The organism is Leifsonia sp. 10N434 (genome assembly GCF_056394405.1).
This window is the reverse complement of record NZ_JBFTHV010000002.1, coordinates 617,971-638,747: the sequence shown is the minus strand read 5'-3', so window position 1 is coordinate 638,747 and position 20,777 is coordinate 617,971. Positions and strand designations below refer to the sequence as shown.

15 protein-coding genes and 1 tRNA gene are annotated in these 20,777 nt (G+C 69.9%); 13 read left to right on the top strand and 3 right to left on the bottom strand.

The window, feature by feature from the left end:
* Positions 1-89: 89 nt before the first annotated feature.
* The 3 genes from AC1DB1_RS08700 (at position 90) to AC1DB1_RS08690 (ending at position 3,230) form a co-directional block, all read left to right on the top strand.
* Positions 90-1,379 carry an ATP-binding protein gene (locus AC1DB1_RS08700; RefSeq protein WP_477200453.1) on the top strand — a complete coding sequence of 430 codons (1,290 nt, stop codon included), beginning with the start codon at positions 90-92 and terminating at the stop codon, positions 1,377-1,379.
* Positions 1,279-2,904, top strand: a complete 1,626-nt coding sequence (locus AC1DB1_RS08695; RefSeq protein WP_477200452.1) for a LuxR C-terminal-related transcriptional regulator — start codon at positions 1,279-1,281, stop codon at positions 2,902-2,904. The genes AC1DB1_RS08700 and AC1DB1_RS08695 overlap by 101 nt, the downstream gene beginning before the upstream one ends.
* Positions 2,905-2,966: 62 nt before the next feature.
* Positions 2,967-3,230, top strand: coding sequence for a hypothetical protein (locus tag AC1DB1_RS08690; protein WP_271178335.1), 264 nt, complete (start codon positions 2,967-2,969; stop codon positions 3,228-3,230).
* On the opposite strand, the gene AC1DB1_RS08685 is transcribed toward AC1DB1_RS08690, so the two are convergent.
* Positions 3,218-4,603 carry a cryptochrome/photolyase family protein gene (locus AC1DB1_RS08685; RefSeq protein WP_477200451.1) on the bottom strand — a complete coding sequence of 462 codons (1,386 nt, stop codon included), beginning with the start codon at positions 4,601-4,603 and terminating at the stop codon, positions 3,218-3,220. The two genes, AC1DB1_RS08690 and AC1DB1_RS08685, sit on opposite strands and share 13 nt — an antisense overlap.
* Positions 4,604-4,606: 3 nt before the next feature.
* Positions 4,607-5,245, bottom strand: a complete 639-nt coding sequence (locus AC1DB1_RS08680; protein ID WP_271178337.1) for an MBL fold metallo-hydrolase — start codon at positions 5,243-5,245, stop codon at positions 4,607-4,609.
* 114 nt (positions 5,246-5,359) lie between these two features.
* Between AC1DB1_RS08680 and AC1DB1_RS08675 the strand changes: the two genes are divergently transcribed.
* The 3 genes from AC1DB1_RS08675 to AC1DB1_RS08665 all read left to right on the top strand — a co-directional run bounded on the left by AC1DB1_RS08675 (position 5,360) and on the right by AC1DB1_RS08665 (position 8,695).
* Positions 5,360-7,483, top strand: coding sequence for a heavy metal translocating P-type ATPase (locus AC1DB1_RS08675; protein ID WP_477200450.1), 2,124 nt, complete (start codon positions 5,360-5,362; stop codon positions 7,481-7,483).
* A gap of 154 nt (positions 7,484-7,637) precedes the next feature.
* Entirely contained in the window at positions 7,638-8,537 is a 900-nt protein-coding gene (locus tag AC1DB1_RS08670) for a YegS/Rv2252/BmrU family lipid kinase (RefSeq protein WP_477200449.1), read from the top strand.
* Between the two features lie 85 nt (positions 8,538-8,622).
* A tRNA-Glu gene (locus AC1DB1_RS08665) sits at positions 8,623-8,695 on the top strand.
* A gap of 220 nt (positions 8,696-8,915) precedes the next feature.
* Here the strand turns inward: AC1DB1_RS08665 and AC1DB1_RS08660 are convergent.
* Entirely contained in the window at positions 8,916-9,134 is a 219-nt protein-coding gene (locus AC1DB1_RS08660) for a KTSC domain-containing protein (RefSeq protein ID WP_477200448.1), read from the bottom strand.
* Positions 9,135-9,208: 74 nt separating this feature from the next.
* On the opposite strand from AC1DB1_RS08660, the gene AC1DB1_RS08655 reads away from it, so the two are divergent.
* The 7 genes from AC1DB1_RS08655 to AC1DB1_RS08625 all read left to right on the top strand — a co-directional run bounded on the left by AC1DB1_RS08655 (position 9,209) and on the right by AC1DB1_RS08625 (position 20,760).
* Positions 9,209-9,565: a DUF5655 domain-containing protein gene (locus AC1DB1_RS08655; protein WP_271178342.1), complete on the top strand. Its 357-nt coding sequence runs from the start codon at positions 9,209-9,211 to the stop codon at positions 9,563-9,565.
* A 184-nt stretch (positions 9,566-9,749) separates the two neighbouring features.
* Entirely contained in the window at positions 9,750-10,832 is a 1,083-nt protein-coding gene (locus AC1DB1_RS08650) for a TerC family protein (RefSeq protein ID WP_477200447.1), read from the top strand.
* Positions 10,829-11,641, top strand: a complete 813-nt coding sequence (locus tag AC1DB1_RS08645; RefSeq protein ID WP_477200446.1) for a PP2C family protein-serine/threonine phosphatase — start codon at positions 10,829-10,831, stop codon at positions 11,639-11,641. The genes AC1DB1_RS08650 and AC1DB1_RS08645 overlap by 4 nt, the downstream gene beginning before the upstream one ends.
* 11 nt (positions 11,642-11,652) lie before the next feature.
* Positions 11,653-12,924: an FHA domain-containing protein gene (locus AC1DB1_RS08640; RefSeq protein WP_477200445.1), complete on the top strand. Its 1,272-nt coding sequence runs from the start codon at positions 11,653-11,655 to the stop codon at positions 12,922-12,924.
* A complete protein-coding gene (locus AC1DB1_RS08635; protein ID WP_477200444.1) occupies positions 12,921-14,624 on the top strand; it encodes a serine/threonine-protein kinase in 1,704 nt (567 codons plus the stop codon). Before AC1DB1_RS08640 ends, AC1DB1_RS08635 begins: the two co-directional genes overlap by 4 nt.
* Positions 14,621-15,370 (top strand): hypothetical protein, encoded by a 750-nt coding sequence (locus tag AC1DB1_RS08630; RefSeq protein ID WP_477200443.1) that lies wholly within the window; start codon positions 14,621-14,623, stop codon positions 15,368-15,370. The genes AC1DB1_RS08635 and AC1DB1_RS08630 overlap by 4 nt, the downstream gene beginning before the upstream one ends.
* Positions 15,371-15,495: 125 nt before the next feature.
* Positions 15,496-20,760, top strand: a complete 5,265-nt coding sequence (locus AC1DB1_RS08625; RefSeq protein ID WP_477200442.1) for an Ig-like domain-containing protein — start codon at positions 15,496-15,498, stop codon at positions 20,758-20,760.
* The last annotated feature ends 17 nt before the right edge of the window (positions 20,761-20,777 follow it).

The following is a 20,777-nucleotide window of genomic DNA, read 5'->3' as shown; positions in this document are numbered from 1 at the left end:
TCGTCGGCCGCGGAGGCGGGCATCGGTCGTCTGACCGATCATGGGTCGCGGCCCTGTTCCGCGTGCATCCGCGCTTCTAGACTGTGGCCATGATCGCGGCGAACCCGACGCCCGGAGGTCTCGCCCGTGTCTGTCCCGACTTCGTCGGCCGCGAGGATCTCCTCGCGCTGGCCGGCAGGCGGTGGCAGAGGGCACTCGACGGTTCCGGGCACGTGCTCCTCCTCGGCGGCGAGGCGGGCATCGGCAAATCGCGCCTCCTCGACGAGATGGTCGGCGGGCTCCGCGCGGCGCGGACCGTGCAGGTGCACGCCTATCCGAGCGACCGGGAGACCCCCGGGGTGCTGCTGCTCGAGCTGGCCGCCGAGCTGCGATCGGCGGGAGCGGCCGACGCTGCGGCCCGCATCCGGGAGCTCGTGCTCGACGACGGCATGGTGGGCGACTCGGGCAGGCGGCGACGCCTGCTGGTCGCCGACCTGACGGCCGTTCTGCACGACGTGCTGGCCTCGTCGATGCTGGTACGCGTCGAGGACGTCCACTGGGCCGACGAGCTCAGCCTGGAGGTGCTCGAGCGGCTCGCCGACGGACTGCGGAATCAGCCGAGCATGGCGATCCTCACCTACCGCAGCGACGAGCTGTACCCGCAGTCGGAGTTCCAGCTCTGGCGAACGCGCCTGCTCGGGCAGCGGCGCGCCGAGGAGGTGCGGCTCGCCCGGCTCGACGAGGAGGGCACCGCCCGGATGTTCGCCTCGATCATCGGCAGGGAACCCGCGTCCGACGAACGCGAACGCCTGTATCAGGTGAGCGACGGCATCCCGCTGCACATCGAGGAGGTGGTGGCCGGCGGCTTCGACGAGGTGCCCGACACGATCGCCGAGACCGTGATCGACCGCACCGTGCGGCTGCGCCCCCGAACGCGAGAGCTCCTGGCGTCGGCCGCCGTGCTCGGCCGCAGCTTCGACGCCGACCTCCTTTCGCGGGTGAGCGGAGACTCCCCGGTCGAGGTGGAGCTGATGCTCGACGAGCTCATCGCCGAGCATTTCGTCGTCGCCCGCGACGATGGCCGCACCTACGATTTCCGGCACGCCCTCATCCGCGACGCCGTGTACGAGGACATCGGTCTCGCCCGCCGCCGTGGCCGACGCGGCGGGAGACGCGTTCACCGACGCCGCCGTCTCCGACCACTTCGAGCGCGCTGGACGAGCCGCCGAGGCGTACCGGCGCGCGCGGGCGGCGGCCGATCATGCGATCCGGCTGTCGGCGCACCGTCAAGCGGCCGAGTTGCTCGAGCGTGCCGAGCGAACGATCCCGTCCGCGTCGTCTCCGCCCGAGCGCGCCGAGCTGCACCGGATGCTCGCCGCAGAGCTCGCCGCGATCGATGACAACGAGGCGGCCGAACGCGAGTACGTGCGGGCGATCGAACTCCTGCGCGAGCAGGGCGACGAGGTCGCCGCCGCCGAACTCGTCCCGTGGCTGGTCGCCATCCGTCATTTGCTCGGCGCCGACCTCGAGGCCAGGATGCGCGACCTCGACGACGCTCTCCAGCGGCTCCGCCCGTTGCCGGAGCAGCGCACGCGTGCCGCCCGCACACATCTGCTCGCCGCGCTTGCAGCAGCGACCATGCTCGATCGACGGCTGGAGGACGCCCTCGACTACGGCCGTCGCGCACGCGAACTGTTCACCGACGACGACGTCGAGACCCGTATCGGGGTGGACGCGACGATCGGGTCCGTGCTCGTGTTCGCCGGCCGGAGCGAGGAGGGGTGGCGACTGCTCGAGGAGACGACGGCCCGCGCGGTCGGGGCGGGCCTCGAGGGCGCCGCCGCCCGCAGCTACCGGATGCTCGGCTCGAGCGCCTCGATGCTCGGCGAATACCGCAGGGCGGAGGGCTGGCTCGCGGACGGGATCGCCTACACCGAACGCACCGAGCGCTGGAATGACCACCACTATCTCGTCGCGCACCTGGCCCACGTGCGCTGGCAGACGGGAGACACGGGGTCGGCTCTCGCCCTGGCGTCGCGAGCCTTGGCCGACGGCCGCTGCGCCATCACGACGCGCGTCACCGCGCTGCACGTGCTCGGGTTCGTGGCGCTGTCGTCGGGGGAGGACGAGCGCGCGGCCGAACTGCTCGCCGAGGCGCGCGCGATCGGCGAGGGGATGCACGAACTGCAGCGACTTTCGCCGGCCCTGTGGGGACTGGCGGAGCTGGCCGCCCGCTCCGGGCATCCGGCCGAGGCGGTCGAGCTGAGCGAACGCGGCTACGAGGACTCCGCGCGCGTCTCGGATGCCGCCTATCTGTTCCCGTTCGTGGTGACGGGGGCGCGCGCCCACCTCAGCGTCGGCGGGCCCGCCGCAGCGCGGGACTGGGTCGCGCGCTGCTCCGTGCTGGTGCATCGGCGCGAGATCGCGGTGACACTGCCCGCACTCGACCACGCCGAGGGCATGATCGAACTGGCGGAGGGGCGTCCGGCACAGGCGCGCGAGGCGATCGAGCGCGCCGCCGAGGGCTGGACCGCCCACGACCGGTGGTGGGAGCGGACCCAGACCCTGATCGACCGGGCGGTGTGCGCGCTCCGTTCGAAGAGCCCGGCGACCGCATCCGACCTGCTCGCCGAGGCGCGTGCCATCGCGGTGGCGTCCGGTGCGCCTGCGCTGCTCGCCCAGGCAGCGGCCGCCGGCGCGAACGCCCCACGCGACGACGGCACGTATCCGCTCACCGCGCGGGAGGTCGAGGTCGCGCGGCTCGTCGCCACCGGGTCGACCAATCGCCAGATCGCCGGCTCCCTCTCCATCGCGCCGAAGACGGTGGGCTCGCACGTCGAGCACATCCTCGCGAAGCTCGGGGCGGCCCGGCGAGCCGAGATCGCGGCGTGGTCGGAGGCGCACCCGAGCCGGCCGGCATCCTGAGCCGGGCGAGCGCACTGCGCGATGCTCTTGACGCCCGCGCGGCCACAGGGTTCACTCGCGGTATGAGCCGAATCGAAACCGGAATCGTCGCGTACACCCTCTCTGGCGACTACTACGCCCGTGTGGGGGCGGACTTCGACACCGAGGCGGTGGACGACGCCATCCTCGCCCAGCTCAACCGGCTGGTCCCCGTCGGCATCACCGTGGAGCGCAGCGGGCGCGTCCTCGCCGACGAAGACCTCGCCGACGTGGCGCGGCGAATCGACTGGACGGCCCTGCTCAAGCAGATCGACGTCGACCAGATCCTCGCCGATCACGCCCGCTGAGCAGCCTTCACGACGTCGTACGCCGCAAGAGCGGCGCGTCGTGTCTCGCCGAGATCGACGATCGGCTCCGGGTAGTCGGCCGTGTCCCACTCCGGCACCCACCGGCGCACGTAGTCGCCGTGCGGGTCGAACTTGGTGCGCTGCAGTTCCGGATTGAACACGCGGAAGTAGGGTGCGGCGTCGGCCCCGCTGCCGGCGACCCACTGCCAATTGAACGGATTCGAGGCCGGATCCGCGTCGACGAGCGTGTCCCAGAACCACTGCTCGCCACGCCTCCAGTCGATGAGCTGATTCTTCGTCAGGAACGAGGCGACGACCATCCGCACCCGGTTGTGCATCGTCCCGGTGCGCCAGAGCTCGCGCATCCCGGCGTCCACCAGCGGGATACCCGTACGACCCTGCTGCCACGCGCGCAGCGCAGCCGGGTTCAGCCGCGGCCAGGGGAAGGCGTCGAACTCTCCGCGGATGTTCTCCGTCGCCATCGCCGGGCTGCGGAACAGCGTGTGATAGGCGAACTCCCGCCAACCCAGCTCGGAGAGGAAGGTCGCGGCGCCCTCCGCGTTCGCCGCGGAGCGGGCGGCGGTGGTGGCGTGCCAGACGGTGAACGGGCTGAGCTCACCCCAGCGCAGGTGCGGCGACAGGCGTGAGGTGGCCGCGATCCCCGGGGTGTCCCGATCGCGCCGATAGTCGGCCACGTCGTCGGCGAGAAAACGGGTCAGTGCGTCGAGCGCGCTCGCCTCGCCCGGTGTCCAGGCCTCGCGCAGACCGGCCGCCCAGTCCGGATGCCGGGGGAGCAGGTCGAGGTCGTCGAGTCCGATTCCGATCCGGTCGTCGACCGGGTACGGTCGCAGCTTCTCCGGGGCCGGAAGCGGCTTGCGCGGCTCCGGCTCGGCCAGGCAGGCGCGCCAGAAGGGGGTGTAGACGGAGAAGGGCGTTCCCGAGCCGGTCCGGATCGTCCACGGCTCGAAGAGCAGAGAGGCGCCGAAACTCGACGCCTCGAGGCCCCGATCCCTGGCCGACGCCTTGATCCTCTCGTCGACCGTGCGCTCGGCCTCGCCGTAGCGGCGATTCCAGAAGATCGCTCCCGCATCCGTCTGGTCGATGAGGTCGGCGATCGTCGGCTCCGCCGGTCCCCGCAGGATGCTCAGTCGTGCGCCCAGCCGTCGCAGGTCGCCGTCGAGCGACTCCAGGCTGTGGTGCAGCCACCAGCGGGCCGCACCGCCCGGCGGGCGCACGCCCGGCGACTCCTCGTCCAGCACGTAGACGCAGAGCACCGGCATCCCGGTGCTCGCGGCCGCCGTGAGGGCGGGGTTGTCCGCCACCCGCAGATCGTCGCGGAACCAGACGATCGCCGGGCGTGCCTCGGAGGTCACGGGCTAGAGGTCGAGACTGTCGCCGGGCTCGAGCGGGAAGAACTCGCCGCCGCCCTGCTCGGTCGCCCACTTGATGCGGCCGTTCGCCATGTCCTTGCCCGCCCGGGCGAGCACCATCTCGTGCGTCGGGAAGCTCCGCTTGGGCTTGACGGCCAGCACATAGTCAATCGACTCGGCGATCTTCATCCACGGTGCTCCCGCGGGGACGGCCAGTACGTCGACATCCACGCCCTCGGGGATCGTGTACGAATCGCCGGCGTAGTACAGCTGGTCGTTGATCAGCACGCCGAGGTTGTCGACCACCGGAATGCTCGAGTGGATGACGGCGTGCTTGCCGCCGAAGAAGCGGAGGGTGAACGGGCCGGCTTCGACCGTGTCGCCGGCGTGCACCACGGTGATGTCCAGGTCTTTCGCGGCGGCGGCGACGCCCTCGGGTGCATAGATCGGCACATCCGGATTGAGGTCGAGGACGCGCCCGAGCTGCTCCGGCGTCCAGTGGTCGGCGTGCTCGTGGGTGATGACGACGGCGACGGTGCCGGCCGTGTCGGTCAGGGGAGACGTGAACGATCCGGGGTCGAGGTACAGCTTCTTTCCGGAGTCTTCGAGGAGCAGGGCGGCATGTTCGAACTTCGTCAGTCTCATGGGTCCAGGAAATACCCAAAACGATCCGGCTGCAATCCGAGCGCGGGATTCTCAGGCGACACCTGAGAAGGCATTGAGGAATATACCCCTAGGGGGTACCGTTGAATGGTGGATATGAACGAGACGACGCATCCGGAACAGCCCCCTGCCGGTTCGGCGCACGACGCGCACCGAGACCATGAGGGGCACGATTCGCACGCCGGGCACGCCGGGCACGACATGCACGACCCGCACGCTGCGCACGATCACAGCGCCCACGCCGGCCACGATCCCGCGATCTTCCGCCGCAAGTTCTGGCTCACCCTCGTGCTCACGATCCCGACCCTGGTGTTCTCCCACGGCCTCCAGGAGATCCTCGGGCTGAGCGGGCCGCGCTTCCCGGGCAGCCAGTACATCCCTGCGGTGTTCGGCGTCGCGATCTTCTTCTACGGCGGACTGGTCTTCCTCCGCGGCGCCGTCGACGAGCTGCGCAACCGCCAGCCGGGCATGATGACCCTGATCTCCCTCGCCATCGTCGTCGCCTTCGGCTACAGCCTCGCGGTCACGTTCGGTCTGCCCGGCATGGACTTCTGGTGGGAGCTCGCGACCCTCATCCTGATCATGCTGCTCGGGCACTGGATCGAGATGTCGGCCGTGATGGGCACCCAGGATGCGCTCGGCCAGCTCGCCAAGCTGCTCCCGGACGAAGCGGAGCGCGTGCTCGGGGATGCGCACGGCGGACGCACCGAGACCGTGGCCGTCGCCGCTCTGGGCGTCGGGGACCTCGTGCGTGTTCGACCCGGGGCGGCCGTCCCCGCCGACGGTGAGATCGTCGACGGATCGTCGGAGCTGGACGAGTCGCTGCTCACGGGGGAGTCCAAGCCCGTGTCCCGCGGCTCGGGCGAGCAGGTGGTCGCCGGCAGCATCTCCGGCAGCGGCTCGCTCGTCGTGCGCGTGACCAAGCTGGGCGGAGACACCGCTCTGGCCGGCATCATGCGCCTGGTGTCCGACGCGCAGGCGAGCAAGTCGCGCACGCAGGTGCTCGCCGACCGGGCGGCCGCCTGGCTCTTCTACGTGGCGCTGGCGGTCGCATCCCTCACCCTCGTCGTCTGGGTGATCCTGCGGCCGGACGACCCTGCGTTCGTCCTGGAGCGCGTCGTCACGGTGCTGGTGATCGCCTGCCCGCACGCGCTCGGCCTCGCCATCCCGCTCGTGGCGCAGATCTCGACCGCGATCGGTGCGCGCAACGGGCTCCTGATCCGTGACCGGCACGCGATGGAGGACGCCCGCCTGATCGACGTCGTGCTGTTCGACAAGACCGGGACGCTCACCGAGGGCCGCCAGGGTGTCGCGGCCGTCGTCGCCGCCGGCGGGTCGGCCGACGCGGCGGACGCCGTGCTCGCGCTGGCCGCGGCTGTGGAGGCTCCGGCCGAGCATCCGATCGCGCGCGCCATCGTCGACGAGGCGCGGTCGCGGGGTCTTTCCCTGGCCAGGGCGGTCTCGTTCGAGGCGCTCGGCGGCCGGGGCGCCACGGCGACCGTCGCCGGCGCGGAGGTGACCGTGGGTGCGCCGCGCATCCTGACCGAGCGGAGACTGACGCCGACAGCCGAACTGGTGAACGCGTCGCGCGACGCCGCCGGGGCGGGGCAGACGGTGGTCTTCGTGCTGCGCGGCGACGAGGTGCTCGGGATGGTCGCCCTCGCCGACGTCGTGCGCCCGGAATCGGCCGAGGCGGTTCGGTCCCTCCGCGACCGCGGCGTGCGCGTGGCGATGCTGACCGGCGACTCACGCGAAGTCGGTGAGGCGGTCGCCGCGCAGCTCGGCATCGACGAGGTGTACGCCGAGGTGCTCCCCGGCGACAAATCGAGCACGGTCGCCGCGCTGCAGAAGGACGGGTCGCGCGTCGCCATGGTCGGTGACGGCGTCAACGATGCACCGGCTCTCGCCCAGGCGGATGTCGGCATCGCGATCGGCGCGGGGACCGACGTGGCGATCGAATCGGCGGGCATCGTGCTGGCGTCGAGCGACCCGCGCGGCGTGGCGAAGGTGATCACGCTCTCGCGGGCGACCTACCGCAAGATGCTGCAGAACCTCGGCTGGGCCGTCGGCTACAACGTGATCGCGCTTCCGCTGGCGGCGGGCGTGGCGATCGGGATCGGCGTGCTCGTCCCGCCGGCGGTCGGCGCAGTGCTCATGTCGGTCTCGACGATCGTCGTCGCGCTGAATGCGCAGCTCCTGCGCCGCCTGCGCCTCGGCTGAGCCGCGCCGGGCCCCGCGATTTGGGCCAAATGTGGAGAATGCGCCACGCAATCCCCACATTTGGCCCAAACCGTCGCGGCGCCGCGACGCGCGGAACGCGTCGTCTCGGGCGGATACGCGGTGTCGGTGCGGGGAGCCGCCATAATCGTGACCTATGGCCGCATCCCTCACCGTCGTCGTCGCGGTCAACCCGATGGCGTCGTTCGGGCATCGAGCCGAGGTCGGTCCGCGGGTGATCGAGCGCGTCCGCGCTGCGGGTCACACCGTCGTCGACATGCGCGAGGCGAACATCGAGCTGTTGCGCCGCGAGACCAGGCGCGCACTCGAAGCCGGTGCGGATGCCCTGGTGGTGGTCGGCGGCGACGGCATGGTGAATCTCGGCGTCAACCTCGTCGCGCAGACGGGTACGCCGCTCGGCATCGTGCCGAGCGGGACCGGCAACGACGTGGCCGACGGCCTCGGCATCCCGATCGGCGACACTGAGGCGGCGATCGATCTGCTGCTCGACGCACTTCAGCGCCCGCCGCGCGTGATCGATGCGGGGGTCGTCCGTCACGGCGGGCTCAGCACCTGGTTCTGCGGCGTCGTCTCGGCCGGCTTCGACGCGACGGTGAACGAGCGCGCGAACCGCATGACGTGGCCGCGCGGTCGCAGCCGCTACATCGTCGCGCTGCTGCGGGAGCTCGCGACGCTGCGTCCGATCCCGTACGAGGTCGTGGCCGACGGAGTCCCGCTGGAGACGAAGGCACTGCTCATCTCGGTGGCCAACAACCGTTCACTCGGCGGCGGCATGCGTATCGTGCCCCACGCCGTGCTCGACGACGGGATGCTCGACCTGTTCGTCGTCTCCGCGATGTCGAGGCTCCACTTCCTCCGCGTCTTCCCGCGCGTATTCTCCGGAACGCATACGGATCTCCCGCAGGTCTCGTTCCGTGCGGTGAAGGCCGTGTCGCTCAACGCACCGGGCGTCATCGCCTATGCGGACGGCGAGCGGATCGGCCCGCTCCCGGTCGAGATCTCGGTCGTTCCCGGCGCGCTCCGGATGCTCGCCTGAGCGCGTCCACGCGCCACGCCCGGGCTGCACCCGCCGTTTTGGAACCCGCGCCCGGAGTGTGGCATACTCATTGAGTTGCAAAAACGGCCCCATCGTTTAGCGGCCTAGGACGTCGCCCTCTCACGGCGGTAACGCGGGTTCAAATCCCGCTGGGGTCACATCAGCCCGGATACCAGTGCTTCACTGGTGTCCGGGCTTTTTTCGTGGCGCGGAGGCTTGGATGTTCTGCCCTTCGCTGTCGGGCGGGATGACAACTCCGGAAGTCTGGGCGACGCGCCGAGCAGATCGCTGCAACTCCGGAAGGTCGGGGCGGATCCGCCTGGAAGTTCCGGAGTTATGCGCCCGAAAGTTCCGGAGTTATGCGCCCGAGATCCGGAGTCATACGCGCGAGACCTTCTCCGTCGGGTACGCGTCGCGGATCACGGTCGTGAAGTACTGGCCGGCGCTGTCCGCCTCCCAGAGGCCGGTCCAGACCCGTTCGGGCACGATCCAGTAGCGGTACACGTCGCCGCTCACGAACTCGAGCTCCAGAATGCGCCGCTCGCGGTCGTAGCCGGCGGACGCCAGCACCGAACTCTCCACGGGTCGCCGTCTCACGTCGGTCAGGGTAGACCGGCGGCGCCGCCCGGGCCAGGGTGGGATGCGAGACGAACGCAACTGAGGGGGAAGCGATGGTGCAGGCGACCTGGGACGAGTTCACGGCCGGGTTCGACGAGCGCGACCTCGCGCTGATCGGAGCCTTCCGCGCGGCGGCCACCGCTCTTCCGGATGTCACGGAGCACGTGCATCGCACGGAGGTGCAGTACAAGGTCGTCCGCGTCTTCACCTCGGCGTATGTCAAGAGCCACTGGCTCGAGGTCGCCGTCGACCTGCTGCGCGAAGTGGAGCACCCGCTGCTGAAGCAGGCGTTCCCGACGACGAAGCGGGTCATCACGCACCGGTTCACACTGGCGAGCCCCGATCAGGTGAGCGAGATCGCGGAGCTGATGCGAGAGGCCCGCGACACCGTCGGACCGGGCACTCGCTGAGCCGCCGGCTCCTGTAGACTTCTGCGAGCGAAGGGGAGTATCCCGGACGGCCCACGGCGGGTCGGCGCTGTGGACGTCATCACGGATCCGTTGTTCGGATCCCGGGCACAGCGGCACCCGACTGTATGGGTGCGGGAGAGACTTTCGGCCCTGTTTTCGGCGCCCTTCGAAAGGTATGCATCCCGTGGAGCTTGCTCTTCCCGCCTGGTTCGAGATCACCTCGTTCGTGGTCCTCCTGCTCATCCTGGCCTTCGACCTCTTGATCGTGTTCAAGCGGCCGCACATCCCGAGCCCGAAGGAGTCGACGCTCTGGGTGTCGTTCTACGTGGCGCTCGCGCTGATCTTCGCGTTGCTGATGTTCCTCATCGGCGACGCCGAGCACGCCGGGCAGTTCCTCGCGGGCTGGCTCACCGAATACAGCCTCAGCATCGACAACCTCTTCGTATTCGTGCTGATCATGTCGCGCTTCGCCGTGCCCAGGAAGTACCAGCAGGAAGTGCTGATGGTGGGCATCATCATCGCCCTCGTGCTGCGCGGCATCTTCATCGTGCTGGGCGCCTCGCTCATCGCGAGCTTCAGCTGGATCTTCTACATCTTCGGCGCGTTCCTGCTCTACACCGCCATCCACCAGGCGTTCAGCAAGCACGAGGAGAACGAAGACGAGGAGAACGGTTTTGTGCGCTTCATGCGCAAGCGCCTCAAGGTCTCCAACCAGTACGAGGGCTTCAAGCTGCGCACACTCGTGGACGGCAAGCGGATGTTCACGCCTTTGATCATCGTCTTCCTCGCGCTCGGCACCACCGATCTGCTGTTCGCGCTCGACTCGATCCCCGCGATCTTCGGCATCACGCAGAGCCCGTTCATCGTGTTCGCCGCGAACGTGTTCGCCCTGATGGGGCTGCGACAGCTCTACTTCCTGCTCGGTCACCTGCTCGACAAGCTCGAGTACCTCAAGTACGGCATCGCCTTCATCCTCTTCTTCATCGGCGTCAAGCTGGTCTTCCACGCCATGCACGAGAACGAGGTTCCGTTCATCAACGGCGGCGAGCACATCGAATGGGCGCCCGATATCAACACCTGGACCTCGCTCGCGGTGATCATCCTGTCGATGGCGGTCGCTACGATTGCAAGTCTGGTGAAGCTCAGGATGAGCGGATCCAGCATCGCCGAGGCCATCCACGGCGACGACCCGGATGACGTGGATGCGGTCGACAAGCCCGCGCCGGCGTCCGGCACCCCGAACACACAGGAGGACCCCGGCAGATGACGTCCGTCGACGTGAGCGTACGCACCGATGTTGGCGCCGTGCGTCAGGTCAACGAAGACAGTCTGCTCGCGGCTGATCCGGTCTTCGTCGTCGCCGACGGCATGGGCGGCCACGCGCGCGGCGACGCGGCGAGCCGCACGGCCGTCGAGACCCTCGCCGGAGCGTTCGGGGCAGGTGCGCGTCCGACGCCCGACGAGGTGATCGCGGCGATCGACGAGGCGAATGCGGCCGTGCGGGCGCTCTCGGGCGCCGACGAGTCCGGCGTCGCCGTCGCCGGGACGACCCTGACCGGTGTCCTCCGGGTGCGCGAACCAGGCGCCGACGCCGACAGCTGGATGGTGGTGAACGTCGGCGACTCGCGGGTCTATCAGTGGGACGGCCGCGTGCTCGATCAGCTGACCGTCGACCACTCGGCGGTTCAAGAGCTGCTGGACGCGGGACTGATCACCGCGTCCGAGGCCGCGGTGCACCCCGAGCGCAACGTGATCACACGCGCACTCGGCGCCGAGGACCTGGTCGACACCGACACGTTGATCCTGCCGATCGCCGGCCACCAGACCTTCCTGATCTGCTCGGACGGCCTCACGAAAGAACTGAGCGACGAGCAAATCGCCCGGATCCTGGCAGAGGTGCGCGGAGCGCACGCCGCGGATGCACTGGTGGATGCGGCGGTCGAGGCCGGGGGGCGCGACAACGTCACCGTCGTCGTGATTGAATCGTTGACCGGGGGCGCAGAGACTGCCTCCGCCGACACCCGCGACAGGGACGAGGGGTCCGGTCCCGCGGAAGAGACCCGGCCGAGAGGGTAGGTTCGCACCACGTGTTCGAGGTTCAGCAGACGGCATCCGGGGAGTGGGTCGTCGTCGTGGTGGGGCGCCGAGCCCTCCTCGTCGAACTCGGCGGCGATACGGCGCGCGTCGCGTCGTACCGTCGCGCGCTCAGCGCCGGCTTCGCGGAGACGCTCGAGGCTCTGGCCGCCGACGGATTCGCCCGCACCCCCGCGTTCGCGCTGGCGGATGTGGCCGCACGGCATGCCGTCATCGCCGTTCGGGGCACCGCGACCGTGACGGTCGCGGTCAACGGCTCCGATCGCGTGATCGACGCCTCCGGTGTCTCGACCTGGCTCGAGCAGCAGGTCGACGGCGCGAGCACGGTCCGGCTGAGCATCCCGTCGGCGGATGCCGCCCTGGCTCCGCTGCCGCTGGTCGAGGGCGTCGTCTGGGCCGCCGCTGTCACGTGGTCGCCGACGACGGAGACGCCGCTCGCCGCCTCTGAACCGGATGCCCCGCGACGGGCGCCCATCACGGCCCCCGTCGCGATCGAGGACGTTGCCGGCGTCGCGGATGCCCCCGTGGTGCCGGATGTGCCGGATGTGCCGGAGATCTCCGCCGCGGAGCCTGAAGCTCCGGAAGCACCGGAAGTGCCGGCCGCAGCGCCTGACGCGTCGCGCCCGGTCGACGAGACCCGGGTTCCGGAGGCCACCATCTCCGCCCCCGCAGAGGCGACCGGCTACGACCACCTGTTCGGCGCCACGATGATGCGCAGCGTCGAGGACGCCGCAGTGCGGCCGATCGAGGAGGAGCAGGCGTCCGCGCTCATCGACATCCCCGGCTTCGTCTCGGAGTCCTTCCCGGTTCCCGCCGCCGCACTCGACGGCGACCACGACGGGATGACCGTGCTCAGCGGCAGCCTCAGCGGATTCGACGACCGCGAGCGGCCGGTCGAGACGCCCGCCGCCCCTGTCGTCGGACCGCGCTTCTTCGTCGACGTGTTCGACGGGCGGCGCGAGTATCTGGAGCCGCCGATCGTGGTCGGCCGGGCGCCCGTGGTCTCGTCGTCGTCGCGTGGTGTCTCGCCGCGTGCAGTGACCGTGACCAGCGCGGAACAGGACATCTCGCGCAGCCACGCGTCAATCGCGGTCGAGGGCGACACAGTGGTCGTCACCGACCTGCACTCGCGCAACGGCACGATGGTCGTGCTCCCCGGCAAGTCCGCGCAGAAGCTGCGCCAGGGCGAGCCGACCGCGGTGATCGCCGGAACCCTCATCGACCTCGGCAGCGGCGTGACGCTGACCGTGGGGGAGGACGCATGAGGCGTCTCGCCTCCCAGCCGCCGGTCCTGCCCGGCCTCAACTACATCCGGCTGCTCGGCTCCGGTGGGTTCTCGGACGTCTTCCTCTACGAACAGGAGCTGCCGAAACGCAGCGTGGCCGTGAAGGTGCTGCTCACCGACAACGTCGACGCTGCCGCCCGCGAGCGGTTCGTGACCGAAGCGAACGTGATGGCGCAGCTGTCCGCGCATCCGTACATCGTCACGATCTACCACGCGGGCATCTCCGCGGACGATCGGCCGTACTTCGTGATGGAGTACTGCTCGGGCCCGTCGCTCGCCGAGCGGTTCAAGCGCGAGCGGTTCAGCGTCGAGGACGCCCTGCGCACCGGCGTTCGTCTGTCGAGTGCGGTCGCGACGGCGCACAGCGCGGGCATCCTGCACCGTGACATCAAGCCGGCCAACGTGCTGACCACCGACTTCGACTGGCCGGCGCTCACGGACTTCGGCATCGCGTCGACGCTCGAGGAACTGCCCGTGCACACGGCCTCGCTCAGCGACCTGCGCGGCGGGGTGGTCGACACGGGCACCAGCGGCAGCCGCTCGATCGGGCTCAGCGTCCCGTGGTCGCCGGCGGAGATGTTCGAGGAGGACCCGCAGCCGGATGTCCGCAGCGACGTCTTCTCGCTCGCCGCGACCATCCACACGCTCCTGGCCGGACGTTCCCCGTTCGAGGTGCCAGGCCGGTCCAACGGCACGCTGGATCTGATCGGCCGCATCGAGCGCGGGATGATCACGCCGATCGACCGTGACGACGTGCCCCGATCGCTCGTCTCCGTGCTCAACAAGGGCATGGCGACGCGCCGTGAGGACCGGTTCGCCACGGCCGTCGACTTCGCCCGGGCGCTGCAGCGGGTCGAACTCGAGCTCGGTCTCGCGCCCGCCAGCATCGATGTTCCGAACCTGCGTGTCGTCGGGCCGCGCCCGGCCGCCTCGGGCGAGGACGAGACCCGCGTGCGCTCGGTGGCGACGATCGACGCGCAGGGGGTACTGCCTCCGGCTGCGCGTCCTGCCGTGCCGGAGCCCCGCGCGACCGCCGCAGACACGTCGAGCCCGGAGCGGCCGATCGCTGCCTCGGAAGAGCCCACCCGGGTGCGCGGCGCGATCCCCGCCGTCGATCCGGATGGCGTGCCGGTGGCCGTCGAGAGCACCGTGCTGCGCCCGCGCACCGCCAGGCCCTCGACGGAGACCGCCGCCGCGCCCCCGGCCGGTTCGGCGGCGATTCCGGTCGCCGACAGCGACATCGACGGCGCCAGGGCCGAGGCACGGTCCCGCCCGCGCTGGCTCGTCCCCGTGATCACCGGCGCTGCCGTGCTCGTCGTCGCCGGCGGTATCCTCGCCGCCGTGCTCGTACCGGCGATGACGCCGTCGACCTCTCCGACGACGCAGCCGGGCGACCAGCAGGACGGCACCGTCGCCGTGACCGTGGTGCCGCCTCCCGTGCTCGTGTCGGCGACCAGGAACGCCGCAGGCAATGCGGCGACGATCGTCTGGAAGACTGCGGAGCCGCACGACGGCGATCAATACCAGTGGGTGCGAGAGGGCACCACCGACGCTCCCACCGTCACCGCGAAGCCGTCGGCGAAGGTCACCGGTCTGACGAAGGGCTCCCCGGCCTGCATCGATGTCGTCACCATCCGTGCGGGGCGCACGTCCCAGCCGCTGAAAGCGTGCACACGGTGAAGCCGCTGACGATCGACTACTGCGGCGAGCTCTACACGGTCGACGGGCCCGGCGAGTTCGGCATCGGGCGGGAGTCCGACCTCTCCATCGACGACAACCCCTACCTGCATCGCCGGTTCCTCACCGTCACGAGCGACTTCGGGATGTGGTGGCTGAGCAATGTCGGCACGCTCCTCACCGCGACGGTGAGCGACTCGACCGGCACCGTGCAGGCCTGGCTCGCCCCGGGTGCGAAGCTGCCGATCGTCTTCCAGACCATGCACGTGATGTTCAGCGCCGGCGCCACCACGTACGACTTCACGATCTCCAGCGAAGACGACTACTTCAACACGGCGGTCACCGTGAACGAGTCCGGCGGTTCCACGACCGTGCTGCCCGTCACCCTCACCACGAGTCAGCGGCAGCTGATCGTCGCGCTCTCCGAGGGGGTGCTCACGCAGACGGTTCCTGGCCGTGGCACCATCCCGACCTCGGCGGAGGCAGCCGCACGGCTCGGCTGGAGCATGACGACGTTCAACCGCAAGCTCGACAACGTCTGCGACAAGCTCGACAAGCTCGGTGTCGCCGGCCTCCGCGGCGGCAAAGGCAAGCTGGCGACGAACCGCAGGGCCCGCCTCGTCGAGTACGCGGTGACCACTCACCTGGTCGGTCTCGACGACCTCCCGCTGCTCGAGCAGGGCAGCGAACGTCCGGACAGCCAAAGCCCCGACAGCCAACGCCCCGACGGCGAGGCCGCCGGCACGTAGAGGCCGCCAGCACGTAGAGGCATGGGGAGCCCTCCCCATTCGGCCCGCGATGGGGTGCGTGTTAGCGTGGACGCCGACGGATTGACAGCTGCTTACAACCGGGGGGATTCAGCACAGTGGTATCTGTGACGGCCTGGATCCGTAAGCGCAAGACGCTCGCCTCCATCACCGCGCTGGCCGTCGTCGCCGGAGTCCCGCTCACCATCGCCGTCCTGCATCGCGGCTTCCCGGTCAACGACGTGAACCTGGACACCCGCGACGTCTGGGTGACGAACGGCGAGAAGCTGCTCGGGGGCCGTCTCAACCATCAGATCAACGAGCTCGATGCCGCGGTCACGGGATCGAGCTCCGACATCGACGTGCTGCAGGACGGCGGCGCCTACTTCCTCACGGACGCGCCGCACGGCACCGTCGACCGCATCGACCCGGCGTTCGTCTCGCTGACGGATCGCATCCAGGTGCCTCAGAAGTCGGAGATCGCGTACGGCGGCGACACGCTCTCCATCCTGTCGCCCGCCGGCCAGCTCTGGGTGCTCGACGCCTCGGGACGGCTCGACTTCGACAAGACCACGACCAAGCCGACGGCACGGCTCGCGGCCGGTTCCCACGTCGTCGTGACGCGGTCGGGGATCACCTTCGCGGCGGCGCCCGGCGGCCGCAAATTGATCTCGGTCGCGCATCCGGGGTCGTCGGCGACCTCCTCGACGCTCACCGTGCCCGCCCGCTTCCAGCTGAGTGCGGTCGGTGACGATCCGGTTCTGCTGGACGTGCAGAAGAACGCCGTGCTCACGCGCGACGGGTCGAGCATCCGGCTGCCGGCGACCGGCCTGCGCATCCAGCAGCCGGGACCGGCCGACCCCGCCGCCCTGATCGCGACGGCCACCGGTCTGCTGACCGTGCCGTTGCACGGCGGATCGATCGTCGCCCGCTCGGCGGGGGCGACGTCGCCCGGCGGCGAGGCCGCAGCATCCGCACCGGTGCGCCTCGGCTCCTGCTCCTACGGCGCGTGGGCCGGCTCGGGACGCTATCTCTACGCGTGTGACGGCAAGCCTCCCGTGGCGCTGGAGATCGACCAGCCGGTGCGCGGCGACGATCTCGAGTTCCGGGTGAACCACGGGGTCATCGCGCTCAACAATCTGCGGGACGGAGACGCGTGGGTCGTCTCCTCGCACATGCGCCTCGTGCAGAACTGGGCACAGCTCAAGCCGAACGACACGACGGTTGAGGGGAAGACCGGCGAGGAGAAGCCGGTCGTGCAGTCCTTCGCCGACACTCTTGCCCAGCGGAGCAAGGTGAACCGTCCGCCGACGGCGACGAACGACGCATTCGGTGTGCGCCCCGGCCGCGCGACCGTGCTCCCTGTGCTGTCGAACGACAGCGATCCGGATGGCGACGTGCTCACGATCACGGGCATCTCCGGGCTGTCGCGCGCCCAAGGGCTCGTGCAGCTCATCGAGGGCGGCAGGGCCGTGCAGTTCACGCCCGAGGAAGGCCTGAACGGAACGATCTCGTTCCGCTACACGATCGATGACGGGCGCGGCGGCACGGCGTCCGCCCAGGTCGACGCCACCCTGCGTCAGCCCGAGCAGAACGCGACGCCCGTCGCGACGCGCACCAGCGCCGCCCAGACGGAGGTCGGGCAGTCCGTCGCCTACGACGTGCTGAACGACTGGAGCGATCCCGACGGGGACGACCTCTCGCTGGTAGCCGCAGCGTCGACGACCGGCGACTCCGTGCAGTTCAAACCGGACGGCGAGGTCACCTTCACGAGCAAGACCGGCCAGACCGGCTCGAAGGAGGTCAAGGTCACGATCTCCGACGGCGCGAAGAGCAAGACGGGCACCCTGCTCGTGACCGTCAAAGCGGCCGGGAGCCTCGATCCGGTCGCGGTGACCGACTTCGGCTCCGGCTTCGCCGGCGATCCGGTGGTCGTCTCCCCGCTCGACAATGATCAGTCGCCATCGGGGCAACCGCTGTCGCTGGTGGGCGCGAGCCTGGACGGCGGGGGAGCCCGGGTGACGGCGGACGCCGCGAAGGGCACGGTCACGCTCAGCACGAACGCCCCCGGCGAGTACTACGTGACCTACACGCTCGGTGCGGGCCCCAAATCCACGACCGGACTGATCCGCGTCGACGTGGCCGCCAACGGGGCATCGGATGCTCCTCCCGTCGCCGTGACGGACACGGCGTACGTGCGACCCGGCGAGCCGACGTCGGTCAGCGTGCTGGCGAACGACGTGTCTCCGTCCGGTCGCGTGCTGGTCGTCCGCTCGGTGAAGCTCTCGAAGGGCACCGCCGACCTCAACGTCGAGGTGCTCGACAACGCCGTGGTGAAGATCACCGCTCCGACGGTGCTGACCGATCAGGTCCAGCTGTCCTACATCGTGTCCGACGGCATCCACCAGGCGGCTGCCGGCATCACCGTCGTTCCGGTGCCGCCCCTGGTGAACCATCAGCCGCCGGTCGCCGTCGACGACACCGTCACGGTCCGCGCCGGAGACATCGCGACCGTTCCGGTGATGGACAACGACTACTCGCCCGATAACGAGCCGTTCTCCCTCGACCCGGCGCTGCGCAACGCCAGCACGGCCGGAAAGGGCGCAACTGCTTTCGTGAGCGGCAAGACCGTGCGCTATCAGGCTCCGACCACGGCGGGACAGTACAGCGTCGTGTACGGGATCACCGACAAGTTCGGGCAGAAGGCGCAGGCGACACTCTCGTTCGTGGTGCGCAGCGTGAAGAGGGCGAATCATGCGCCGCAGCCGCTGCCGCTGACCATCCGGGCGTTCGCCGGCTCATCCGTGCCCGTGAACGTCCCGTTGGACGGCATCGACCCCGACGGCGACTCGGTCACGCTCTCCGGGCTCGCGTCGCAGCCGACGCTCGGACGCATCTCGGCCAGCACGGGCAGCTCGTTCGCATACGAGGCCTACCCGACCTCGGCGGGAACGGACACCTTCACCTACACGGTGAAGGACACGTTCGGGAAGACCGCGACCGGAACCGTGTCGATCGGTGTCATCCGGCGGCCGGCCACGGTGCAGCCGCCGATCGCCGTGAACGATCCGGTGCAGGTCAAGCCGGGGCGCACCATCTCGGTCCCCGTGCTGGCCAACGACTCGGATCCGAACGGCTACACCATCGCGGTGCAGAAGAAGCTCCTGCAGGTGGATGCCGGGCTCACCGCTTCGGTGCACGGCACCGTCGTGCTGATCGCGGCGCCGAAGACCGAGGGGGCGTACGTCGTGCGCTACCAGATCAGCAACGGTCAGGGAGGCGTCGCGAGCGCGTTCATCCAGGTGACGGTGACCCCGCGCGCCAAGGAGCAGCATCCGTCGGCGGTCGACCATCTGGTCGAGCCGGACAAGGTGGCGGCCACCACCAGCGTGAAGGTCGACGCACTGGCCGGCGCGACGAACCCCTCCGGGCTCATCAGCGAGCTGACGGTCGCCATGACCGGAGCCAACGCCTCGGCGGCAGAGGTGGGCCAGGGCGGAGTGGTCACGGTGCACCCCGGAAACCGCCGCCTCGCCATCCCGTACAGCGTCACCGACCCCGTCACCGGTCTGCAGGGCGGCGCGTTCATCATCGTCCCGCCCCGCGGCGACGCGACGGCGCCGCCGCGCATCAAGCCCGCCCTTCCGCAGCAGATCGTGCAGATGGGCGGCACCAAGAGCTGGAAGCTCGCCGACATCGTCGACGTGCCCTCCGGCCGGCCGGTGAAGATCACCGGACCGGACGGCGTCAACGCGACGAACAGCAGCGGCTCGCCGTCGTACGTGGACGCTCAGACCCTCACCTTCCGGGCGCCGGCTGACTACCGCGGACCCGCCGCCATCACCTTCACGGTCGCCGACGGACGCGACGCCGGGCAGACGGCCGACCGTGTCACGACGCTGGTGCTGCCGATCACGGTCGGCAATCCGGACCAGTCCGACGTCGCACCGACGTTCACTCCGCCGACCGAGAAGATCGAGCCGGGGGAGGCTCCCCTGAGCATCGATCTGCGCGCATCGAGCTTCCATCCCAACCCCGCGATCCTCAGCCGGCTCACCTACGCGAACCTGCGCTCGTCGAACCAGAAGATCCAGGCGACGCTCAGCGGATCGACCCTGACGATGTCCGCGCCGCTCGGGGTGCAGGCGGGGGAGCATGCGACGCTCACCGTGACGATCAGCTCGGGGACGCACACGATCACCGGCACGGTCGCTGTGCAGGTCACCAGCTCGAACCGGCCGATCGCGACGCAGAAGAATCCGCCGCAGACGCAGGAGCTGCAGCGCGGCAACACCGTGACGCTGAACGGGGCGCAGAGCGACGCCGCGTGGGTGAACCCGTTCCCCGGGCATCCGCTGACCATCGTGGACGCCAAGGCCGACAGCGCCCCGTCGGGCGTGACCGTCACCTTCACCGGGTCGTCCATCTCGGTGAGTGCGGCCTCGGGCGCGGCGGTCGGTGCCGTCAACGTGGTCTATCACGTCGAAGACGCCACGATGGATCCGAAGCGGACCGCCGGCGCGATCGGGCAGTACCGGGTGACGATCCACGACGTGCCGTCCCGGCCGGCCGCCCCCGCGAACGCGAAGGCGTCGGACGGGCAGGCCACGGTCGACATCACCGCTCCCGCTGACAACGGCAAGCCCATCGACCAGTACGAGGTGCAGGGCGGTCCGAATGCCGTGACGACCGCCTCCGTCGGCACGGTGACGATCCCCGGACTCACCAACGGCACGGCGTACCGGTTCACCGTGCGGGCGCACAACGCCGACGGCTGGAGCGAGTTGTCCGCTGCCAGCGCGTCGGTCACTCCCTACGGCACGCCGCAGAGCGTCGGCAACGCGTCGATCAGCGGTGACCAGTACGCCACAGCGACGCTGCATCTCAGCTGGAGCGCGCTCGCCGACCCGTCCGGCACCGGAGGCGGCACGGTCACCTACGAGTGGAGTCTGAACAACGGCGGCTGGAACCGCACCACGGCGACCAGCGTGGACGTCGGAGGCAAGGACGTCGGGTCGTACAGCTTCCGTGTGCGAGCGCAGAACGACCACAGCGGCGCACGCAGTGGAACGACGAAGTCGAACACGATCCGTGTCGAGGAGAAGCCCAAACCTCAGCCGTCGATCGACCTCGCCAAGGGCGATCTCGAGCCGGGGTACGCCCACAGCTACACCTACGACGTGACGCTCAACAATTTCGCCGCCAACAGGCAGTACACGATGGTGATGCACTGCCACGGCAGCACCCTCTCGAGCAAGGCGATCACCACGAACGGTAGCGGTTACGCGCACTTCCGCGGAGCCCCGAACCACCTCGACGCCTGGTGCGGGTTCCCGGACGCCTACGTGACGGCGGGCGGCGTTCAGAGCTCCGTGCAGGACTGGTCCAAGTAGAAAGCGAGTGAACAACA

What these genes read in the sequence shown, in the direction of transcription:
- AC1DB1_RS08690 (WP_271178335.1), top strand. Translation starts at nt 2,967, where the DNA reads ATGAGCCGAATCGAAACCGGAATCGTCGCGTACACCCTCTCTGGCGAC.
- AC1DB1_RS08700 (WP_477200453.1), top strand. Translation starts at nt 90, where the DNA reads ATGATCGCGGCGAACCCGACGCCCGGAGGTCTCGCCCGTGTCTGTCCC.
- AC1DB1_RS08670 (WP_477200449.1), top strand. Translation starts at nt 7,638, where the DNA reads ATGGCCGCATCCCTCACCGTCGTCGTCGCGGTCAACCCGATGGCGTCG.
- AC1DB1_RS08655 (WP_271178342.1), top strand. Translation starts at nt 9,209, where the DNA reads ATGGTGCAGGCGACCTGGGACGAGTTCACGGCCGGGTTCGACGAGCGC.
- AC1DB1_RS08680 (WP_271178337.1), bottom strand. Translation starts at nt 5,245, where the DNA reads ATGAGACTGACGAAGTTCGAACATGCCGCCCTGCTCCTCGAAGACTCC.
- AC1DB1_RS08635 (WP_477200444.1), top strand. Translation starts at nt 12,921, where the DNA reads ATGAGGCGTCTCGCCTCCCAGCCGCCGGTCCTGCCCGGCCTCAACTAC.
- AC1DB1_RS08645 (WP_477200446.1), top strand. Translation starts at nt 10,829, where the DNA reads ATGACGTCCGTCGACGTGAGCGTACGCACCGATGTTGGCGCCGTGCGT.
- AC1DB1_RS08675 (WP_477200450.1), top strand. Translation starts at nt 5,360, where the DNA reads ATGAACGAGACGACGCATCCGGAACAGCCCCCTGCCGGTTCGGCGCAC.